The following is a 22,183-nucleotide window of genomic DNA, read 5'->3' on the forward strand; positions in this document are numbered from 1 at the left end:
TGAGGGCGACGAGCAGATTTAGACCGAAGAATTCTCAGCAAGCGACGACTTGAAGATGAATGGATCTTTCGTTCAGATTAAGTGAGCGGGTGGGTGATTCAGGTGACGGTGGGTTCTGTTGCGCGAAGCCCTCGCTTCTCTGAATGCAGCCTGTCCCTCGCTATGCGCTTCGTTATACACGGGCTACCTAGCCCCGCATAGCCCAGACGGGAAGCGATTTCCGCCCTTCGCGCGACCTACCCTCTCATCTAATCGAAGGTGATCTCATTGACTCACGAGCCGGAATTTTCCGTCCGGCAATCTGACCGCAAAGACGCTCCGTTCATAAACGGTGGCCGGTTTCGGTTGTTCGGCCTCAATAGCCGCCAACTCGGCTTTGCCGACCCTTTTCGCTCGTCGAGCGGTCTCGGGATCGCACATCAGCCTGTAGCGCTCCGTGATCCGTCGAACGTACTCGCGCGTTTCGCGATAGGGTGGAATGCGCCCGCCATAACGCAGAACGGCACCCTCTCCGGCATTATAGCCGGCCAGTGCTAAAGCGACGTCGTCGTCAAAGATGTTGAGCAGGAATCGCAAGTAGCGCGTGCCGCCCTCGATGTTCTGGCGCGGATCGAAGATGTTGGTCACGCCGAATCGCTGCGCCGTGCCGGGCATAAGTTGCATCAAGCCGCGCGCCCCTTTGGGCGAGATGGCGCGCGGTCGGAAAGCCGATTCCTGATGCATGACAGCGTAAAGCAGCATCGGATCAACGCCGTGACGCAAACCCGCTTCCACCAAAAGGGCATCTATTTGGGCGTTGCCCGTAGTAAAACCGCGCAGCCAATGGCTAGGCTCTTTGCTTTCGCCGCTGGGACGCGCGTGAAGAAGTTTCTCGCCAGTGAGTGTTCGCAGCGAGGCGACTCGATTGGCGGCGTGTAACACTGGCTTGAGCAACCTTGAGCGGCGCAGCCCCTCTGCGCTTTCATCGCGCAATCGGAAACTGCCGAGATCGATGTTGTCAAGAGAGTAACGAGCGGGCGTTTGCGCTGCGGCGCAACCGAAGAGCAACGCAATCCAACACCAGACAAGCGCGAAAGACCTCATAACAAAGGCAGCAAGCGAGAGCAGTTCGTTTCCAAAGCTCGCCGGCGAGGGCGAGGTGCAGCGAATATTAACACACCTTCATCTTCTGTTCAACTAAATACAACGATTTTTAACAAAATGGCGAAGGTTGACAAGCAAGCGCGGCTTTGAGCGGCGGCAATTAGAGTAGGTCATAGGGGGCCAATCTCGGCGACGCGCCGCTTTCGGCGCTCCAGAGTCAAAGCGGCGACCACGGCTTGAGTTATTGCTAAGTGTTACCAAGAGAAACTGAGACGCCGCTTATTGGGCGACCGCAGGAGGATGCTAAAGGTCGAGTGAGTTGAATCGGAGTCAATCATCCGATCTTTTGGGCGGGCTTCCTGAGCGAGAGAATGTCAGGGATTGAGCAAGGCGAATCGGAGAAGATGGATCGAAGGAGAAATTTATGGGGAGAGGGGCTTTTTCAGGACGAGGTTTCCTTTTCGCCCGATGATTTTCTCGCGTTCTTCTTTTTCCGAGGTTTTAAGCTGTCGTTGGACCTGTACGTCGTTTTTGGAGAATGATAAAATTTCGAACCGAACCGTGGGGCCCCTGAGACTAGCTTGGTGAGGCAAGCGGTTGCGGGAGTGCTCCCGAAGTCTCCACGGCTGCGGGCCGTGCGGAGCATAAAACATCACAAACCTCACTCAAAAGGGAGGAAGGAAAGATGAGGAGCCTTACGATCGCTTTGGCATTAGCGTTGGTTTTACCTGTGATTGCGTTGGCGCAGGCGGCTTCAGCGCCTACGGCGGGCCAAACTCAGAACCAGAATGCAGCCGCATCGAAGGCCGTAGCTAAACGGCGCGGCGCTCCTTTCCGTGCGACCAAAGAGCAGGTCAAACAGGCGCAAGAGATCCTCAAGCAGCGCGGTTTGTATACGGGCGAAGTGACCGGCAGGCTCGATCCGGCGACGCGCGCGGCACTGCGCAAGTATCAGCAGGCCGAAGGCTTGCGCGTTACCGGCACGCTTAACCGCGAGACGCTTGAGAAGATGAAGATTGCGCTGACGGAAAAACAGAAGGCTGGCTAATGCTGGAGTTGAGAACTGCCCACGAAAATATTGAGGACAGTGGGTAAGTTGGATACCCTGCTCACATGAATAAGGCGCCGATGGAAGGTGGAGAATCCATCGGCGCTTTTCGATTCATGTCAAGCGTTCGCATTGCCGATCTCGCACGCATATTGGAAGCAATCCCCATATCCGCAAGGACGCTCCGTAGAATGGGGAAGCCTCGCTCACGAGAGTTGGGGTCACCAAGACGCGATCATGCTGCTTTCGACGAGCTCGCTATGCGCTCGACAATGTCGTAACTTGCCCGCAACGCTTCGGGCAGCTTTTCTGGTTCTGGGCCGCCGCCTTCGGCCATGTCCGCCCGTCCGCCGCCGCGTCCGCCCAAGATGGGCGCCAGTTCGCGTATGACTTGACCTGCCGGGATCGTCGAGCGCAAGTCGGCGGAAGTGCGCACGATGATCGAGGCTTTGCCTTCGGCGCGACGCCCTAAGACGACGACGCCCGATTTGAGCTGCGCGAGCAAAGCGTCGGAGAGCTGGCGCAAGCCCGAAGCGTCTAGTTCGCTCGCCTCGCGCACGAGGACCTTGATCCCGGCGCATTGGCGCACCTCACCGTCTTGCGCCGATGTGGAGACTGTTCCGGCGGCGAGTTTGACGCGAAGCTCTTCGATCTCGCGTCGCGCGCGACGCAGCTCTTCTTGAAGTTTCTCCACCGTTTCGGGCAAACGCTCGCGCGCTGTGCGCAGTTCACTGGCGAGCGCGTTGACCAGCGCTTCATCTTCTTGGAAGCGTGCGATAGCGTCCGTACCGGTGATCGCCTCGACGCGCCGTGTACCTGAGGCGATCGCTTCGTCGCGCACGATCTTGAACGGCCCGATGTCGCCTGTGGCGCGCACGTGCGTCCCGCCGCATAGCTCTTTTGAAAAGCCCGGAACGGTGAGCACGCGCACGCGCTCGCCATACTTTTCGCCGAAGAGCGCCATCGCGCCTGAACGCAACGCCTCCGCAAGCGGCATGATCTCGGTGTGCACGGCGACGTTGCGCAGGATCTGCTCGTTGACCAAACGTTCGATCTCGGCGATCTCTTCTGCAGTGAGCGGTTGAAAGTGCGTGAAGTCGAAGCGTAGGCGATTGGGCGCGACGAGCGAACCGGCCTGTTTGACGTGCGCACCCAAAACCTCGCGCAGCGCTGCATGGAGCAGATGCGTCGCCGTGTGGTTGCGGCGAATGGCATCGCGCCGCTCCGCATCGACTTGCGCGGTCACCTCGTCGCCCGCTTTGAACGCGCCTCGTTCGATGCGAACGCGATGCACGGTGAGGCCGTTCACTGGCGCTTGAGTGTCGAGCACGCGCGCGTCCGCCTCACTTGTGACGATGACGCCCGTATCGCCGACTTGTCCGCCCGCCTCGGCATAAAAGGGCGTGCGATCGAGGACCAGTTCGCCTTCGTCCCCCGCCCGCAGTTCGTCCACTTCTTCATCGTCCTTGATGAGCGCGACGACGCGCGCTCCAGCCAGGCGCGTCCCTTCGTAGCCGGTGAACTCCGTACGCCCCAAGCGTTCGGCAAGCCGCGCATAGACCTCTTTCGTCTTGGCGCGCGCTTGCGCACTGCGCGCGCTTGCGCGTTGGAGTTCGCCCAACGCTTCTTCGAAGCGCAAGTTGAATTCGTCTTCCGGGATCGAGATGCCGCGCTCTTCGAGCGAGACGCGAATGAGATCGCGCGGCGTGCCGAAGGTGTCGTAGAGCCGCGCCAGTTCTTTGTAATCAGGCATCTCACCTTGAGGCACGGTGGCGAGCAACGCTTCGAGCTTCTGCAGCCCCGTGCTGAGCGTCGCGCCGAAACGCTCCTCTTCGCTCTTGACGATGCGTTCGATGAGCGCGCGCGCTGCTTCTAGTTCCGGATACGGGCCGCGCATCATCTCGACCACTTTGTCGGTCACACGATGGAAGAAGAGCCGGTCCAGTCCGAGCGCGTGTCGCCCGTGGTAGATGGCGCGGCGCATGATCTTGCGCAGAACGTAATTTCGCCCTTCGTTGCCCGGATAGATGCCATCGGCGATGGAGAAAGCAGTTGCGCGCGCGTGATCGGCGATGACGCGCATGGCGAAGCCTTCGTGCGAATCGGCGACGTATTCGCGCCCGGCCAATTCGGCGGCGAAATCGACGAGCGGGCGAAGCAAGTCCGTATCGAAGTTCGAGCGCACGCCTTGAAGCACGGCAGCCAATCTTTCCAAGCCCGCGCCCGTATCTACGGAAGGGGCCGGAAGCGGCGTGAGCGTCCCGTCAGCGCTCCGATCGTACTGCATGAAGACGAGGTTCCATATCTCGATCGTCTCATCGCCCGGGCCATTGACCAACTCGGCACGGTTCTTCGTCGGGTCGTGCGGGTCTGGCCCTTGGTAGTAATGGATCTCGCTGCACGGGCCGCACGGGCCGGTATCGCCCATCTGCCAGAAGTTCTCTTTGGCACCGAAACGCAAGATGCGCTCGGGCGCGACTCCGGCTTCAGCCCACAGTGCAGCGGCCTCATCATCGGTCTCATAGACCGTAAACCACAGCCTTTCGGGCGGGAGCTTGTAGACGTTCAAGAGCAGATCGAGCGCGTACTCGATCGCTTCGCGCTTGAAATAGTCGCCAAACGAGAAGTTGCCGAGCATCTCGAAGAAGGTGTGGTGGCGCGCCGTTTTGCCGACATCATCGAGATCGTTGTGCTTGCCGCCAGCGCGGATGCACTTTTGCGCCGAAGTCGCGCGCTTGTATGGACGCCGCTCGACGCCTGTGAAGACATCCTTGAACTGGTTCATGCCGGCGTTGGCGAAAAGAAGCGTCGGATCGTTGGCCGGAAGAAGCGGACTCGATGGCACGCGCACGTGGCCGCGTTCTTCGAAGAAGCGCAAGAAAGTTTCTCTGATTTCGTGTCCGGTCATCATCTTGCTTTCGGGTAAACGGCGAAGAGTTCGCGCCATTTGAAACTTCTCAGTTTAACACGCGAGCGCAAACAAAACGAAGCTGTGCGCGCGTCGAATCTCGGCGGCTTTTCGATCCGCGCTCTTCCGACTGGTTTTTCAAGTCGCTTCTCACTTCGCGCATGCGCCGTCCGCCGTTTCAATCATTCCTCTTCCGGCTGGTTTACTTTGAGGTCCTTCAAACGGCTCATGACGATTTCGTGCGGGAAGCCAGCGCGCAACAGATGATCGTAAAGCCTCTTCAGATCGGCGCGCGAGCGTGGCGGGCCGGTTCTAGCGAGCCGCTTCTCGATCGCGCGATCGAGCAGTTCTTCCTCTGAATGTTCAGTGAAGATCGCTTCGACCGCTTCGCGCATCGCTTCCTCCGAGAGCTTGTGCGCGGCCAGTTCGCGCAACAGGCGGCGTTTGCCGATGGGCTTCTGTTGGACGCGATAGGAGGCGTATCCGAGCGCAAACTTCTCATCGCTCACGTATCCGTACTCGCGCAGCTTTTCGATCGCTTCCTCGATCACGCCGGCGCTTGCCCGCTCCTTTTCGAGCAACCTTTCGCGCAGTTCGCGCTCGGAGCGCGGACGCGCCGCGAGCAACCGCATGGCGCGTTTCAATACTCGCTCGCGCGGCGGTTCTTCTGCGGAAGAAGCTTTGCTAGGGGGCTCAACGCGCTCGTGGCGCGCCGAAGGGGAGGACTGGCCCCGCCGATCGCGCCGTCGAGTATTCTCTGAGTCGTTCATCTCAGGCTTTTCGGCGGACGGCTCTGTTTCGCGCCAATGGCGCGCCCGCGTTGGTTCGCGCTCCGTCGGGCCGATCTTTTTGGAACGTCCTTCCCGCATCGCGTTTTAACTTTAATTTCAAAGCGAGCCGACGCGCAAATCGCCAAACGTCCTAAACTGTCGTTTACGTGATCTCGCGCGCCTTTGCGTTCGATTGATGTTTGCAGCTCTTTCGACTCCATTGTTTGCGGCGTTTGCATGCGGTTGCGAAAAGCAGGCTGGAGTATAATTTTCAATGTCGGCATAGGAGGTGACGTCATGGCTCTGCCTTTCGCGCTCCCGGTCTTCGAAGGGTATTGGCCGCTCGAACGTCTTTCCGAGATCAGGCACGAATACTTAAACGGCTTCGTCCACGCGATGGCGAGCAAAAGCCCGGCGCGCAGCACGATCTGTTTCAATCTTCATGGCATCTTGCATGCGCAATTCAGAGAAACACGATGTCGTGGTTTTTCGCCGAACATGAAGGTGCGCTCCGGCGACCAAGATCTGTTCGCTTATCATGATCCGGCTGTGGTTTGCGGCGAACCCCGACTGCACGACGAACACGGCGACGTGCGCTTGAATCCAAGCGCGATCTTCGAAGTCATATCGCCTCCCACTTCCGATCAAAGCGAAAAGTTTCGCCGTTACGCCGCCATCGAGTCTCCTCGTGATTGCTTGCTGATTGCACAAGATCGCCCGCGCGTCGAGCGCTTCTCACGTCGAACGGACGGGACTTGGGGGCGTTTCGAACTAGACGGAGCGTCGGCGGTCCTTTCGTTCCCTCCCGCTTGTCGAATCGCGCTGGCCGATCTTTACCAACGGGGTGATCTCATGTGTGCGACGCTACGCGCGGTCTCGGGTTGAAAAAGGGGCTTGCGATGGATGGAATCCTCGTCATCGACAAACCTGCCGGTTGGACTTCGCACGATGTCGTCGCGCGTGCGCGTCGCCTGCTCGGCGAGCGACGAATCGGTCATACGGGAACGCTCGATCCGTTCGCTACCGGAGTGCTCGTCCTGCTTGTTGGGCGCGCGACGCGGCTGGCGCAGTTTCTTGCTGGGGCCGAAAAGGAGTACGAGGCTGTTATCCGTTTCGGGTATGCGACCGAGACGGGAGATCTGACTGGGGCGGCACGCGAGCCAAAGGTCATCTGCCCGGAGTGGACCGCGCCGGAGATCGAGGCTGCGCTGCAGAGCCTGCGCGGCGAGATCGAGCAGGTGCCGCCCATGCATTCGGCGAAAAAGGTCCGCGGACGCCGCCTCTACGAGTTCGCGCGGCGCGGCGAGCAGGTCGAGCGTTTGGCTGTGCGCGTCGTTGTGCACGAGTTCGAAGCGCTCCCCGACGACGGCATGTGGCTTGCGCGCAACGACGATGGAACGTGCGATTTGCGCGTGCGCGTGCGCTGCTCGGCTGGAACCTATGTGCGCGTTCTAGCGGAAGATCTGGGAGCAAAGCTCGGCACGGGCGCGCATCTTCGACGTTTGCAGCGAACGCGAGCCGGAGACTTCGGAATCGAGATCGCGCGAACGCTCGAAGAGCTCGAAGCTGCTGCCGACCCACACGAGGCTCTTTTGCCGGTGGAAGCAGCCTTACGCGGGTTGCCTCCCGTGCATCTAACCGAAAGCCAAGCGCGTCGCATCGCACACGGTGCCGCCGTGCGATGGTCGATGTCAAGCGAGGCGCGAGTCCAACTCGTGCGCGTTTATGGCGGCGACGGTCGGTTGTTAGCCGTCGGCGAATGTTTCGGTGGGCAGCTGCGTCCGCGCGTAGTGTTCGGCGCAGAAGAAAAGTTGACTTAGCTTTCTGTGGGCTGTGTTATACTTAAGCCAGTTCGAGAGCGCGTCGGCTGCGCTCGCCGCTGGAAGCGAACACACCGTCGGCCAAGCTCAACGTTGAAAACGAGATCGATGGTGGGGCATAAGCGGACATGATCCCGCTTCATGCTTCGAGGTTTGAGGTGTATCAGCCGTTCGTCGGATGGTTCGGCGAACGATCCGACGGACGTCGCAGCTCGAAGTTGGCAAGTGCAGAGAAGAGATATGCAAGAGCAAGACAGAAAAAAGGGGTTCGACATCGGCGAACGGTTGGAGCAATTGCGACGCGAGCGCGAAGCTCTGCGGTGGGAAGGGACGTTTCGCGACTACTTCGAACTGGTCGTGCAAAATCCGAAGCTCGCGCAATTATCGCACGCGCGCATCAACGAGATGATTCATGCGGCGGGTGTGGAGAAGATCCACGAAGGAACCCGCGACGAAATCATACGCTATAACTTCTTCGCTTCGGAGCTTTTCGGCATCGAGGAGTCGATCCAGAAGATCGTCGAATACTTCAAATCCGCCGCGCAGCGCCTTGAAGTGCGAAAGCGCATCCTGCTGTTGATGGGGCCTGTCGGCGGCGGCAAATCGACCATCGTCAACATGCTCAAGCGCGGGCTGGAAGAGTGGACGCGCACCGAGCAAGGCGCCGTTTACGCAATCAAGGATTGCCCGATGCACGAAGAGCCGCTCCACTTGATCCCGCATGAGTTGCGCCCCGAGATCGAAAAACACTACGGCATCTACATTGAAGGCGATCTGTGTCCGCAGTGTCGTTACATGCTTGAGCACGTTTATCATGGGCGGCATGAAGACATGCGCGTGCATCGCATCGTCTTTTCGGAGAAGGACCGCATCGGCATCGGTACTTTCGCTCCATCCGATCCGAAGAGCCAAGATATCACGGAGCTTACCGGCTCAATCGATCTTTCGACCATCGGCGAAGTGGGCGTTGAGTCCGACCCGCGCGCTTATCGCTTCGACGGCGAATTGAACATCGCCAATCGCGGCATCATGGAATTCATCGAGATGCTCAAGTGCGATGAGAAGTTCCTTTACAGCCTGTTGACCTTGTCGCAAGAGCAATCGATCAAGACTGGCCGTTTTGCGATGATCTATGCCGACGAAGTGATCATCTCGCACACCAACGAAAACGAGTACATCGCTTTCACGGGCAACAGGAAGTCCGAAGCGTTGCAAGACCGCATCATTTTGGTGCGCGTCCCCTACAACTTGCGCGTGTCGCAAGAAGAGCGCATCTACGACAAGCTGCTCAAACAATCGGAAGCGCTTCGCAGCGTCCACATCGCTCCTTACACGCTGAAGGTCGCGGCGATGTTCGCCGTCATGACGCGCCTTGAGGAGCCGAAGCGCGCCAACGTCGATCTCGTCAAGAAGATGAAGCTCTACGACGGCGAAGAGGTCGAAGGCTACAAGTCGAAGGACGTGCGCGAACTCAAGGAAGAGGCTGAGCGTGAAGGCATGGATGGCATCAGCCCGCGTTACATCATCAATCGGCTCTCGTCAGCGTTGGTGCGCGATGGCGTCACCTGCTTGACGCCGATCGATGCGCTGCGCGCGATCAAGGATGGGTTTGATACGCACACCGGGATCACGTCCGAACAGCGCGAGCGTTACCTGAATCTGATCAGTTTGGCGCGCAAGGAGTATGACGAAATCGCCAAGGTCGAAGTGCAACGCGCGTTCGTCTACTCGTTCGAGGAGATGGCGCGCACCCTGTGCAACAACTACCTCGACAACGTCGAGGCTTATTGCAACAAAGAGAAGATCAAGGATCCGATCACCGAAGAAGAGATGGAGCCCGATGAGCAATTGATGCGCTCCATCGAAGAGCAGATCGGAATCACCGAAAACGCGAAGAACACCTTCCGGCAGGAGATCTTGATTCGCATCTCTTCCTACGCCCGCAAGGGCAAAGCCTTTGACTACGCTTCGCACGAGCGCCTAAAGGAAGCGATCGAAAAGAAGATCTTCGCCGACTTGAAGGACGTGGTGAAGATCACCACTTCGACCAAGACGCCCGATCCCGATCAGTTGCGGCGCATCAACGAGGTGATCGACCGGCTCATTCGCGAGCACGGCTACTGCCCGGTCTGCGCCAACGAACTGCTCAACTACGTCGGCACGTTGCTGTCGCGTTGACGAACGACGGCGGCTCGACTGCGCGCTGCGATCAAACTCTTCGGAAAAGAAAGCCCCTCGCGCGGAGCGAGGGGGGCGATTCTTGATGGGCGACGCAAGCGGGGAAAGAGACGGCGCGGGTTCGATGGGCGGAGCGTTCGAGTGTGGAGCGAAGCGATCCCTTGAAGATCGAACCCTTATCGCTGAAGCTTAGCTCTTAGGTCGATCCTTCGACTCATCTTCGCGCTTTGAAGAGCGGATCACTTTCGGCCACCGGTGAAACGCTATGATGATTCAACGCAACGACTGGTCGCTACAACGCAAGGGCATCATCGATCAAGAGCGGCACAAGGAGCGCGTGCGTGAGGCGATTCGCCAGAACTTGGGTTCGATCGTCTCTAACGAAGCGATCATCCTTTCCGACGGGAAGAAGACCGTCAAAGTGCCTATCCGCTCGCTTGAAGAGTACAAGTTCCGCTTCGATCATCGTAAACGTCGCCACGTCGGACAGGGCGATGGCAACACGCAAGTGGGCGACGTCATCGCCCGCGAAGGGCAGGGCGGCCCCGGAGCGGGGAGCGGACAGGCCGGGGGCGAAGGCGGCAGCGAGTACTACGAAGCGGAAGTCGACATCGACGAGATCGCGGCGCTCATCTTCGAAGACCTGCAACTCCCCTTTCTCGAAGACAAAGCCAAACGCGCCGTGCCTTCGAAGACCACGCGCTTTACCGAGATCCGTCGCACGGGCGTCATGGCCAATCTCGACAAGCGGCGCATGATCCTTGAAAACATCCGCCGCAACGCGCGCGAGCGCGGCGTGCCGCGCTTCGGCAACGTCAAGAAGGAGGACTTGCGTTTCAAGACGTGGGAGGAAGAACAGCGTTATGAGTCAAACGCCGTCGTCATCGCCATGATGGACGTCTCGGGCTGCCTTACAGCCGGACATCTGATCGAGATGGCCGACGGTTCCTGCAAAGATATCTGCGAAATCGAGGTCGGAGATGAAGTGGCCTGCATTGATCTGGGGAATCATGAAAAGGTCGCTTCCGTTGTGACGAAGACGTTCACCAAACGAGTCGCGCGGACGTTCATCATCGAAACGGAGGACACAACGCTCCGCGCCACTCCGGCCCACGTCTTCTTTGTGTACGACGAGCCGCGCGACCGCATCACCGAAAAACGGACCGATGAATTGGTGGAAGGAGACGCCCTTCTCCTCGCAGATGCTTGGAGGCGAAGGGCGAAGAGAGGGAAGCCGACGATCGCTGCGATTGGAAACGACCTCTCCTACACGCCCTTCAGCTACGATGAAGCCGCCATTGGCTTCTACGAGCAGATCGGGTCCGGTCGCGCGGGGAAGGACAAAAAGCTTGAGGGGCTGGTCTCTCGCCGAAGCGACGCAAGCGTTGCTGCGCGAAGCGAGTCTTTCGTGCTGTTTGACTGGTGGGAGCGATTCGCACCTTTACGCTGTTCGACGCGCACGTGCGGTGACCAGCGCATGAGTGCTTTTGCCTGGCCTTTCGCTGAGCGACAAACGGTTGCGCGCGATCCCGGAATCGCCGTTGGTGCGCTCCGGGCGGTTCGAGATGCGATGGGCGATCGAGCCATTGTGTCGCGCGTCAAGAAGATCGAACTTTGTGAGGAGCCAGTGCAGGTTTATGATTGCGAGGTCGCGCGCCATCACAACTACATCGTTGATGGCATTTTGAGCCACAACAGCATGGGTGAGTTCAAGAAATACATCGCGCGTTCGTTCTATTTCTGGATGGTGCGCTTCCTGCGCACGAAATACGACAATGTCGATATCGTCTTCATCTCGCATCACACGGAGGCGCGCGAGGTGACCGAAGAACAATTCTTCACGCAGGGCGAATCGGGCGGAACAGTGGTCTCTTCGGCCTACCGTTTGGCGCTCGACATCATCAAAGAGCGTTACAGCCCGCGCGATTGGAATATCTACCCGTTTCACTTCTCCGATGGCGACAACTACTATTCAGACAACGAAGAGGCCGTGCGGTTGGCCGATGAGTTGATCGAAACGTGCAATCTGTTCGGTTACGGCGAGATCGGCGAAGAAGGCGCTGCCGGTTACCGGCGTTCGTCCGGGGCGCTGTTGTCGATCTTCAACGACCGGCTGAAGAACAAAGAGCATTTCATCGGCGTGCGCATAGACGAAAAAGAGGACGTCTATCCGGCGCTTCGGCAATTCTTCGGACGGCGCGGGATGGAAATCTAGCTGTCTCTGCGTCGTGGCTGACAAACGAAAAGCCAGCAAGCGAATGGGAATCTGAACGCTTTAGTCAGCCGAAATCAGCCGACGTCGGCGCAACTGGCCAACCTCCCACGCTCGGGCAATTGCGATCGCGCTGAGATGTCCGCGTCCGTCCACTGGCTCGATTCGGGTTCCTCTGCAACCTGCCCCCTTTCGAGCCTGTCGGCGACTCGCAGTATGATTCCGGCTCGATCAGCGTGGTCCGGCGGTTCGATCGTGGGCTGGCTTTCAACGCGGCCTGTTAAATCAGAGGATAGAAACCATCAGCGGCGTCAGCCCGTCGAATACGGCCTTCATCAACGTCAACAGCCCGTTCTTCAATAACTACAGCATCGGCGACTTCGGAGGACGTGTCATTCAGCTTCGAGCGAAAATCCTCTTCTAAGATTTACCGTGCGACGCTTCTTTGCGGGAGGGCTTGCTCGTCATGAGCCCCTCCCGCATTCTTTTGCCGCTTGGAAGTCGCAAAGAGCGATCAGCGGTATGGCGGGCTGCTCCTTGCGAGTCCCTCGTACGTTCTTTGGTCGCTGGCATCTTTGGTTCTGTCCCATTTCTTGCAAGGCCAAACGCCTTCTTGCGTCAGAACGAGGCTCCCGATCGCCTTGCAGTTGATCGAACTTGGGGGGAGAATACCCATATGAACGACCGTGAGATCAAAGAGCTCGAAAAAGCGCTCGAACAGATTTGGGACGTTGCCATCCGGTTCGGTCTCGATCCGTTTCCAACCCATTTCGAGATCGTGCCCGCGACCGTGATGTACGAGATCGGCTCTTATGCGCTGCCCGGAAGATACTCGCATTGGACCTTCGGCAAGGCGTATCAGCGCATGAAGACGATGTATGACTTCGGTCTATCGAAGATCTACGAGGTCGTCATCAACACCAACCCGTCATACGGTTTCTTGCTCGAGACCAACAGCCTCATTCAGAACAAGCTCGTCATGGCCCATGTGCTCGGCCACACGGACTTCTTCAAGAACAACGTCTACTTTTCGAAGACCAACCGCCGCATGGTCGAAACCGCTTCGACCCATGCAGCGCGCATGGCCGAGTACGAGTTCAAATATGGTCGCAAAACGGTCGAAAAGTTCCTCGATGCCGTGCTTTCCATCGAGGAGCACATCGATCCCGATTTCTTCATCCGGCGCGAAGACGAGGAATGGGTAGCGAAGCGTCGCATCCCGTCCAGAAAGGTCGAGGGTCGCTACGATGATCTTCTCGGGCCGCGCGAAATCAACGCCGAAGAGGAGAAGCCCCGCGGCGAGCGGCTGCCGGAAAAAGATCTGGTCTATTACATCATGAAGAATTCGCCCATCCTCGAAGATTGGCAGCGCGACGTCATGGCGATGATCCACGAAGAGATGGAGTATTTCGTCCCGCAAATGCAGACCAAGATCATGAACGAGGGTTGGGCATGCTTGACCGCAGACGCGCTGCTGCTGACGGAGAAAGGCTTCATCCGATTCGATCAACTCTACGAGGCAGGCGAGAAGATCGGCGTCGCCGCAGGCCGAAAGAACCAAGCGTTCAGGATCAAAGAGTTTCATAAAGAGCGGCAAGCGCCGACGGTTCGCATTCGCACTCGGCGCGGACTCACCATCGAAGGCGCGCGCAAACATCGCGTGCTTCTGGCCGATGGCGCATGGGCGTATCTGGAAGACTTGAAGCTCGGGGACCGCGTTCACATCGAAAAGGGCGCGAACCTTTGGCCCACGGAGCGGCAGAGGATCGACTACTTTCGGGCGGAGCCGGACGCGACGCTTCAAGCGGTCGCGGCGGTTGCGGGCGCGCCCGTGTGGACCGTATTGCGTCATCTGCGCGGACGACGAACCTCGAACGGGGCACAGATCAATGCAGCGATTCGCGTCGCTTCGTACGGACCTGCGAGAGGCGGTGGGGAAACGCTAGCGCGCTCGGCTTTGCGCGCTCCCGAAGTCTTAGATGAAGACCTCGCGTGGTTGCTCGGATACTTCGTCGGCGACGGCGATCGCACGAAATCGGGGATCTGTTTGACCTGCGGCGATGCCGAATGCGCGCGCGAGCTTGCCGAGGGGATCGAAAAATTTTTTGGCCTGCGCGCGTTTATGCGCTGGGAAGCGACCGAACGAGGCGGGCGTTGGCGCATCGTCGTTTATTCGCGCGAACTCTGGGGATTTCTCGCCGCCTTGGGAATCGATCTTTCGGACGAAGCGCCGCGCAAAAGAGTGCCGGATATCATCTTGCGCTCGCCCAAGCAGGTCGTCTCCGCATTCTTGCGCGGTTGTTTCGACGCTGCCGCGTGCGTTGGTCCATCGGGCATCGAGCTTTCATCTTCGAGCGAGGAGCTTATTCGCGCGGTGCAGATCGTTCTGCTCAACTACGGCATCCTTTCGACTCAACGTCCGCAGCGGGACGGCGGCGCGCATCTCGACATCACAGGGCGTTCGGCCCAACTCTTTCTCGACGAGATCGGCTTCAAGCTCGCGCCGAAACAAGAGGCGTTGCGCCGATACGTCGAAAGCCATCGTTGTTTCGAGAAAGAAGATGAGGCGGATGAGATCATCGCCATCGAATATGGTTGTGCCGATGTTTATGACATCACGGTTGGCGTGGCGCACGCTTATGTGGCTAATGGTCTTCTCCACCATAACTCGTTTTGGCATGCGCGCATCATGCGCGAGCTGGATTTGACGGACGAAGAGTCGATCGAATTTGCCGAGCTTCATGCAAGCGTCGTCTCGCCGCACAAGGGACAGCTCAATCCCTACTATCTCGGTTACAAGATCTTCGAGGATATCGAGCGTCGGTGGGACAACCCAACCAAAGAGGAGCAGGAAGAGTTTGGGCGACGTCCCGGTCAAGGACGCGAGAAGATCTTCGAGGTGCGCGAGTTGGAGAACGACGTCTCCTTCTTGCGCAACTATCTGACCGAAGAGTTGTGCGAGGAGTTGGACCTGTTCGTTTACGAATTGGTCGATGATGAAGAGTGGCGCGTCACCGAAAAGCGCTGGGAGCGCGTGCGCGATCAACTGGTCGCCAACATGACCAACTTCGGTTTCCCCTACATCGTCGTCGCCGACGGCGACTACAACCGCAACCGCGAACTCTATCTGCTGCACAGGTACGAGGGCGCGGAACTCGATCTGAACTACGCGCGCAAAGTCTTGGAACACGTCTACACTTTGTGGGGGAGGCCGGTCCACCTCGAAACAGTGGTCGATGGTGAAAAGATCGTGATGCACTACGACGGCGAGGAGCACGACGAGGATTGATCGGGAAGGCGTACCGCTTCGCGGAGCAGCGTCGAAAGTTTCAAGCCCCGCAGCCGCCCCGCTGAATGTTAAATCAGGATGGCGGCTTTTCGCCCGCTTCTCTTCTTTCGCCGCGACGCCGACGCGGGTTGGGGCGCAAGCGGCGCAACCGCAAAGCCTCCTCGGTCGTCAGCAAGCGGGTCGCATCGACCACGGGCACGAGCCTTCGTCCCCAACGCAGCGCGCGCCGCACGTACTGCGAATTCAACTTGTCGCCGAGCACGGCTACGTCGCCGATGTCCTCCTCTTCGGCTTCATACACTTCACAAACCTCATCAACGATGGCGCCGATGAACCTTTCGCCTAAACGTATGGCCATGATGTGGCGCGGTTGGTGGGCTGCTTCGACTTCGGCGCGCAGGCGAAGATCAACCACCGGCAGCATGTGGCCGCGCACATCGATCATGCCGACGAGAAACTTCGGCGCGCGCGGCAGCCTTACCGGCTCTTGGTAGGCGAAAATTTCGGCGACTTGGCCGACATCGAAGGCGAAGTATTCGTCGTCGAGTCTGAAGATGACGAACTCGCGCTGTTGATCGCCCCTTTCCATCCTACAGTGCTCAAACGTCCGTTGATGGGAGCTATTGTGCGGCGCGACATTAGCGCCGCTTTCTTCAAGTGCGGTGGAACCCTTTTTCGATGTCGCGCGTCTTCAACCGCAAGACGATGGGTCGCCCATGCGGGCAGGTGGTCGGCGAACTGGTCGTCAAGAGCCGGTCGATCAGCCAGCGCATCTTCTCTTGCGTCAGCGGCGTGTTGATCTTGATCGCCGCGCGGCAAGCGAGCGACGCGGCGATGCGGTCGCGCAGGGTTTCGCGCGCGGCATGGCGATTTGCGGGATCGACCGAATCGAGCACTTCGATCAAAAGGTTACGCGCTTCCGCGGGCGGCAAATCCGCTGGCACGGCGCGAATCGCCACCGTCCTCCCCGACAAACGCATCAACTCGAAACCCATCCTCTCCAGTTCTTCGGTGACGAGATCGAAGATGGTCGCCTGCGCTGGCGTTAAATCGAAGACTTCGGGGACGAGCAACTGCTGCGATTCGATCTTTCGCGTCTGTTCGCGCGCGCGGTATTCATCGAAGAGGATGCGTTCATGCGCCACGTGCTGATCGATCAGCAGCAACCCTTCGGCGTCAGTGGCGATGATATAGCTATCTTCCAATTGGCCCAACGGGCGGATGTCGGGCGACAGATCTTCGACCTCCCGGACCAACGATGATGCCGAAGCGAGCGGCGGCAACTTGCTCTCGGGAGCGGACGATGGCATGTCGCCGAATGAGCGGAGCGATTCGCCACTGGCTTTCGGGGCTTGATCAAAAGTGGTCGTGGAGTCGCGTTCAGGTCTCTTTTCGCGGTATTCGCCCTGTGCGGGGGGGGCGAGCACCTCGTTTCGACTCGCCGCAGGTCGCGGCTGCGGATCGATCGCAAGAACAGCCGCAGAGATGTCTGCAGGTGGGCCGGCGCTCATGTCCGTTACCGGCGCTTCTTCTGCGAAGGCGATTCTCGCCTGTTCGACCACTGGCCCAACGCTTTCGGTCGGCATCGGCGGCAAGTCGCGCGCAACGACGGGCGGCGAAATGGGTATATGACCCGCGCCGTGAAGCGCCGAGCGCACGGCTTCGCGAATGGTCTCGGCAACTAATTCAGCGCGGCGGAAACGGACTTCGGTTTTGGCCGGATGGACGTTCACGTCGACCTCATCGAACGGGACCTCCAAAAAGAGGAGCGCTGCCGGATAAGCTCCGGGCGGCAGAACGGACTTGTAAGCTTCAGACAAAGCGCGTGCGATCAACTTGTCGCGCACGAAGCGACCGTTGACGAATAGGTACTGCGCTTCGCGCGATGTGCGGCGCTCTTTGGGAGCGGAGACGAAGCCGCGCACGAAGACGCTTCCCGGTTGCCCGCCTTCGACGAGCAGGAGGCTGGCGATGAAATCCGGACCGAAGATCTGATAGGCCCGCTCGCGCAGATCCGTTGCTGGAACGGCGCGCAACGTCTCGCGCCCATTGTTAACGAGGACGAATTCCACTTCGGGGTGGGCCAGCGCGTAGTGCGTGATCAAGTTCGTCAGGTGATAGCTTTCGGTCGCTTCGGAGCGAAGGAACTTCCTGCGGGCTGGAACGTTGAAGAACAGATCTCGCATGACGACGGTGGTGCCGCGCGGATGGGCTGCCGGTTCGACATCGCGCAATTTGCCGCCCTCGATGCGAACGCGCGTTCCGTGCGGCTCTTCATCGCACTTGGTGATCAGTTCGACGCGCGCGACGGCGGCGATGGAAGCCAGCGCTTCGCCGCGAAAGCCAAGCGTCCGGATCGTGAAAAGGTCTTCGATGCGCCCGATCTTGGAGGTCGCATGGCGTTCGAAGGCGAGAACGGCATCGTCGCGCGTCATCCCTTCGCCGTCGTCCACGACGCGCAACAGGCGCCTGCCGCCGCCTTCGAATTGGACGTGGATGCGCCGTGCTCCCGCGTCGAGCGAATTCTCAACCAATTCTTTAGCGACCGAAGCTGGTCGCTCCACCACTTCGCCGGCGGCTATCTGATTGGCTAGCTGATCGGGAAGGACTTTGATTTTCCCCATCTTTCAAGACCTACCGCACGCTCCCATTATCGCCCATTTCGCCAAAGCGCGAAAGGGGCTGGACGGGAGAGGCATGATTCCCATCGAGCGATGCTGACGGCGCAGCAACGCAGAAGAGGGTGCAGAAAGGGGAGCGATGGACGGAAGAAAAGGATCGATCCGGCTAGAGATATACGATCAGGTGATCGTTTGCATCGGGATCCGTCGCTTCGTAGAGCCAATCGATGACGTACTGCCCGTGGCGCGCGAGCAGAGACGTGATGTTGATCCGGCGTTCCTGTAGGGTCTTATCGGGGTAGAGGGAATTAAAGGCGCGCTCGATCTGACGATGGGCTGCTCGGTCGCGTGCCATTTGCGCGCGGTGAAAACGCAGGCGTAAGCCTTTCAATTGATGGTTGATCTTCTTGCGCCCGCCGTCGAGCGCTGCGGCTAAGGTCGGATCGAAGCGGAGAAGTTCGGCGCGAAGCTTGTCGAGCGCTTCGTTGATCTCTCTTTCCGCTTGGTCGAAGCGACGCGCCGTTTCGCGTCCCAAATGCTCCTCGACGACGCGCGCTATTACCGCTTCGCTGCCGGCGAACAGATCGGCCAGATGTAGGTTGTAGCGCGCCAACGTACGCGCCGTGCGACGTTCGACGATGGTCATACTGGCGCGATGAAAGATCGGCGTCGCCGGGCGCTGCAGCACGCGGTAGACTTCGGATGTTTGAGCGAAATAAGCGATCTCGGCAGCGCCGCCGTAATAGGCGATCGTCGGCAACAAGTAGTCTTGTACGACTGAACGCAAGGTGACGTTCGGACTGAAGAGCGTCGGTTCTTGTTCGATCCAGCTCGCCAGTTCTGCGAGGTTGTATTCTCGCTCCGTGTCTTTGATGCGGTAACGCCCTTCCGCACTGCGCGTAATGGCACGGCGCGCGCCGTCAAGGTGGATGAAGAGCGGAAAAGCATCGGGCGAGGTGATGACTTGCGCGTGAAACCCAGCCTCTTCTAATTCGCGGCTGCGCGCCACCAGTGCCGATGCGATCTCAGGGGCGCGTCGCGCGGCTTCTGCGTAGAGCGGCGCGGCCAAGCGTTTCAAGTGCGCGTCGAGCGGATCGAGAACGATCAGGCCGTATCTTCCCAAGAGCGCGAGCATCATTCGTGCGAAAGCTTCGCCGTAGGCGAGACCTGGCGCGTACGCTTCGCGAAGAAGACGCTCGAGCGCTGGCGTGAACTCGGTGCTTGGGAGGAGTTCGAGCAAGCGGCTGATGATTTCTTCGATCGACTGGTCCAATTGAACATGGCCGACGGGCGCGCCCTCAGCGTGCGACCGGTCGTCGATCTCGACGCTGGCCAACCGTCCATCGCAAGCCACCACTTCCGCCCGCCGCACTTCGGCCCAATCGTGATCCTCGGTGGCGATCCAGAAGACGGGCACGGCGGCGAGACCACGTCCGGTCAAACACTGCGCCAGTTTGATGGCCGACAAAGCTTTGTAGATGGTGTAGAGCGGGCCGGTGAAAAGACCGGCCTGCTGACCGGAAACGACGGCGACCGCGTCGCTTCGGCGTAGGCGTTCGATTTGCGCGAAGGTCTCAGGCGGCGCCGCCAGTCTTCGGTGGAACGCTTCAAGCGCATCGCACAGCGCGGCGCGGTCAACGCGATGGGCCGCGAGCACCTCAGCGGATCGCGCGGCGACTTCGTAGTGATGGCGCACAGCCGACGGGTAGAAGTGGCGCAAACTCTCCGGGTCGCGCAAATACGCGAGAAAGAGGCGCGATTGGTGCGGGATGCGCTCGAAGGGAAACCTTTCGACGCGCAGCCCGATCTTTTCCGGCGAGCCGTGACACGCGCTTTCCGCAGCAGTCAGCATAGATTCAACATCGAAGGGCCAGCTAAGACCTCTTGAGAAGCGAAAAGCCGCGAAGCGAGCGGCAAGCGTCCAAGCGTGCGCAGAACTTTTCGTCCTCCGTGACCGGGAGATTATAACGATTGTTTCGGCAAGCGCGCAAACTCATCCTTGACGAGTATGCCAGCACGTTGCGATGATGGAACGAAATTCTTCAGTTGCCATTTGCAGCCGAAAGTGCGACCATTTCGTGCAAGCATCATGACGCGAAGTCGAGAGAAATTGGACCTGTTGATCATCGGCGCTGGACCGGCAGGGATCTCTGCGGCGGACGCCGCTGCGCGCGAAGGGCTGAACTACCTAGTGATCGAGAAAGGATTCATCGCCCATACGATCTATCGCTACCCGATCGGACTGACGGTCTTCTCCACGCCGGATGAACTCGAGATGCGTCCCGGTGCGTTGCAACCTTGCCGTGAAAAGCCGACGCGCGAAGAGCTATTGACCCATTACGTGCGGTTCGTTCTGGACCGCGATCTGCGCATCAACACCGAAGAGGAGGCGCTCGAACTGCGACGCGAGGATGACGGGTTCCTCGTTCGCACGACGCGCGATCAATATGCAGCCGCGCGCGTGCTCGTCGCCGTCGGGGCAATGGCCTATCCTCGTCGCTTGGGTGTCAAGGGCGAAGACCTCGCTAAAGTGCACCATCGTTTCGTCGAAGCTTTCCCTTACGTGCGCAAAGAGGCGCTCGTCGTTGGCGGCGGGAACTCCGCCGCCGAGGCCGCGCTCTTTCTCGCCGAGGCTGGTGCGCGCACCAAACTCGCCATCTGGCGCAGCGATTGGGAAAACCGCGATCCGAAACGCGGCGCGATCAAACATTGGGTGCGCGCGCCGCTCGAAACGCAAATCGAACTCGGTCGATTGGAAGTTTTGCTCTTCCGCGAAGTAGTTGAAATCAGAGAACGCGACGTGCGACTCGTGCTCGAGGACGGCCGCGAGCGCGTCATCCCCAACGATGTGGTCTTCGTTCTGATTGGAAGCGATGCCGATCTCAGCCTCTTGCGTCAAGTCGGCGTTGAGATTCGTCGCGTCGGGTTGTGCGACGTGCCGGTTTACGATCCCGAAAGCTTCGAGACCAACGTCCCCGGACTTTACGTCGCTGGCCATTTCACGCTCGCGCGCCACATCAAAGAGGCCATCGCCGTTCCGCGGCGCATCGTGCCGCTGATCGCGCAGAGCTTGCGCCGCAGCGCCGTCGGTTGAGTTCGACGGCCGCCACATTTCGTTTCAAACTCAAAGGGATTTCGATTCAACGAGCGGCCCGCTCCCCGGGCGAATTCACTTTGCAAAGCGGCGCAGCGCTTGCTGCATGGCTTGTGCCGTTTGCGCATCCAGTCGGCTCGTTGCCACAAGCTCCAACGCATGAAGCCCAAGCTGGCCGTAGATCGTCAACGCTTCGGCACTGGCGTGCGCGTTCAGCGCCGCAATATGGCGTCGCACTGTCTCTAGGTCGCCACGCGCAATAGGACCTGTTAAAGCGCGCGATGGGGAGGTGCGGCAGAGGTTCTCCGCCGTCGAGAGGAGAAGGGATGAGAGCGCCTTTTGCGCCATGCGAGGCTGCAAGTCGCAGCGCCGCAGCAGATCGAGCGCGATGTCGAAGAGCGCGACCACGTGCCCGGCAGACATCACCGCCGCCGCGTGGTAGAGGGCTTTTCGTTCCGACGCCACGGAGAAACTTTGCGCTCCGAGATCGCGAACGATGCGGCGGGCCGTGCGAACGGCCTTGGGTTCGCCTTCGAGACAGAAGAAGGCTTCTTTCAGTTTATCGGCGCCGGAGATCGCGTCGTTGATGGCGGCAAGCGGGTGGATCGAGCCGATGCTACATCCGCTGGCGCGCAGAGGCGCAAGCGTTTCGGACGAGAGCGCCCCGCTCGCATGAAGCGCAATGCAACCGGCGAGATCATGCGATAGGGCTGAATTCAAAAGTTGCGCCGTCGCGAAGATCGAATCGTCCGGCGTCGCGATGATGAAAAGGTGCGAGCAAGGGATGCTGGCCATATCTTGCGCCCGGAGCGCTAACGGCGGCGCGTATCCCCGTTCGGCGAGAAGTCTTTGCGCGCGTCGTGCGCTCGTCGAGCGGCGCGCGACAAGCGCCGTGATCTCGTAACCGCAGGAGGCAAGAGCCAGCGCGAAGGCTGAGCCAACGCGCCCAGCGCCGATGATCGCCACGCGCGCGCGCGGCGACAGAGGAGCGACGTGTCTTGCTGGACCGGCGCTTTTCATCCGATCGCGGCGGCGCGGAGACCCCCGGCTTTAGCCGTGGGGAGGAGCGCCGCCTTGCCTCCTTTCTTGCAATTTACACGAGGGCGCGCTAGAATATATTTGGCGGCTGGACAGGCCGTGACTGCGCGTGGAGGGAGCGT

General features: G+C 59.5%; 13 protein-coding genes and 2 pseudogenes. 8 read left to right on the forward strand and 7 right to left on the reverse strand.

What is annotated here, in order from left to right; genetic code table 11:
* Window positions 1-264 precede the first annotated feature (264 nt).
* A complete protein-coding gene (locus C4334_RS12090) occupies window positions 265-1,083 on the reverse strand; it encodes a lytic transglycosylase domain-containing protein (protein WP_352432343.1) in 819 nt (272 codons plus the stop codon).
* A 685-nt stretch (window positions 1,084-1,768) separates the two neighbouring features.
* Here C4334_RS12090 and C4334_RS12095 point away from each other — a divergent pair.
* Entirely contained in the window at window positions 1,769-2,131 is a 363-nt protein-coding gene (locus C4334_RS12095; RefSeq protein WP_352432344.1) for a peptidoglycan-binding domain-containing protein, read from the forward strand.
* A gap of 235 nt (window positions 2,132-2,366) precedes the next feature.
* Here C4334_RS12095 and alaS read toward each other — a convergent pair whose 3' ends face one another.
* Entirely contained in the window at window positions 2,367-5,042 is a 2,676-nt protein-coding gene (alaS, locus tag C4334_RS12100; protein WP_352432345.1) for an alanine--tRNA ligase, read from the reverse strand.
* Window positions 5,043-5,221: 179 nt separating this feature from the next.
* Window positions 5,222-5,809: a regulatory protein RecX gene (locus C4334_RS12105; protein WP_352432346.1), complete on the reverse strand. Its 588-nt coding sequence runs from the start codon at window positions 5,807-5,809 to the stop codon at window positions 5,222-5,224.
* A 297-nt stretch (window positions 5,810-6,106) separates the two neighbouring features.
* On the opposite strand from C4334_RS12105, the gene C4334_RS12110 reads away from it, so the two are divergent.
* From C4334_RS12110 to C4334_RS12135, 6 genes and pseudogenes are all read left to right on the forward strand, one after another.
* Window positions 6,107-6,694, forward strand: coding sequence for a Uma2 family endonuclease (locus C4334_RS12110; RefSeq protein WP_352432347.1), 588 nt, complete (start codon window positions 6,107-6,109; stop codon window positions 6,692-6,694).
* A gap of 14 nt (window positions 6,695-6,708) precedes the next feature.
* Window positions 6,709-7,629, forward strand: a complete 921-nt coding sequence (gene truB / locus C4334_RS12115; protein ID WP_352432348.1) for a tRNA pseudouridine(55) synthase TruB — start codon at window positions 6,709-6,711, stop codon at window positions 7,627-7,629.
* A gap of 240 nt (window positions 7,630-7,869) precedes the next feature.
* A complete protein-coding gene (locus C4334_RS12120) occupies window positions 7,870-9,807 on the forward strand; it encodes a PrkA family serine protein kinase (RefSeq protein ID WP_352432349.1) in 1,938 nt (645 codons plus the stop codon).
* Between the two features lie 268 nt (window positions 9,808-10,075).
* Window positions 10,076-11,476, forward strand: a pseudogene (locus C4334_RS12125) (DUF444 family protein); the annotation flags it as partial.
* Between the two features lie 24 nt (window positions 11,477-11,500).
* Window positions 11,501-12,022, forward strand: a pseudogene (locus C4334_RS12130) (DUF444 family protein); the annotation flags it as partial.
* A gap of 673 nt (window positions 12,023-12,695) precedes the next feature.
* Entirely contained in the window at window positions 12,696-15,308 is a 2,613-nt protein-coding gene (locus tag C4334_RS12135; protein WP_352432350.1) for a SpoVR family protein, read from the forward strand.
* A gap of 73 nt (window positions 15,309-15,381) precedes the next feature.
* Here C4334_RS12135 and C4334_RS12140 read toward each other — a convergent pair whose 3' ends face one another.
* From C4334_RS12140 to bshC, 3 genes are all read right to left on the reverse strand, one after another.
* A complete protein-coding gene (locus tag C4334_RS12140) occupies window positions 15,382-15,897 on the reverse strand; it encodes a chemotaxis protein CheW (RefSeq protein ID WP_352432351.1) in 516 nt (171 codons plus the stop codon).
* Window positions 15,898-15,961: 64 nt separating this feature from the next.
* Complete coding sequence (gene mutL / locus C4334_RS12145; protein ID WP_352432352.1) at window positions 15,962-17,932, reverse strand: DNA mismatch repair endonuclease MutL; 1,971 nt, start codon at window positions 17,930-17,932, stop codon at window positions 15,962-15,964.
* 163 nt (window positions 17,933-18,095) lie between these two features.
* On the reverse strand, window positions 18,096-19,781 hold the full coding sequence (gene bshC, locus C4334_RS12150; protein WP_352432353.1) for a bacillithiol biosynthesis cysteine-adding enzyme BshC: 1,686 nt from the start codon (window positions 19,779-19,781) through the stop codon (window positions 18,096-18,098).
* 237 nt (window positions 19,782-20,018) lie between these two features.
* On the opposite strand from bshC, the gene C4334_RS12155 reads away from it, so the two are divergent.
* On the forward strand, window positions 20,019-21,023 hold the full coding sequence (locus C4334_RS12155; RefSeq protein ID WP_352432354.1) for an NAD(P)-binding domain-containing protein: 1,005 nt from the start codon (window positions 20,019-20,021) through the stop codon (window positions 21,021-21,023).
* 75 nt (window positions 21,024-21,098) lie between these two features.
* Here C4334_RS12155 and C4334_RS12160 read toward each other — a convergent pair whose 3' ends face one another.
* A complete protein-coding gene (locus C4334_RS12160) occupies window positions 21,099-22,043 on the reverse strand; it encodes a Rossmann-like and DUF2520 domain-containing protein (RefSeq protein ID WP_352432355.1) in 945 nt (314 codons plus the stop codon).
* Between the last annotated feature and the right edge of the window lie 140 nt (window positions 22,044-22,183).

The sequence above is a fragment of the Pyrinomonas sp. genome, from assembly GCF_040289685.1.
Lineage (GTDB): Bacteria > Acidobacteriota > Blastocatellia > Pyrinomonadales > Pyrinomonadaceae > Pyrinomonas.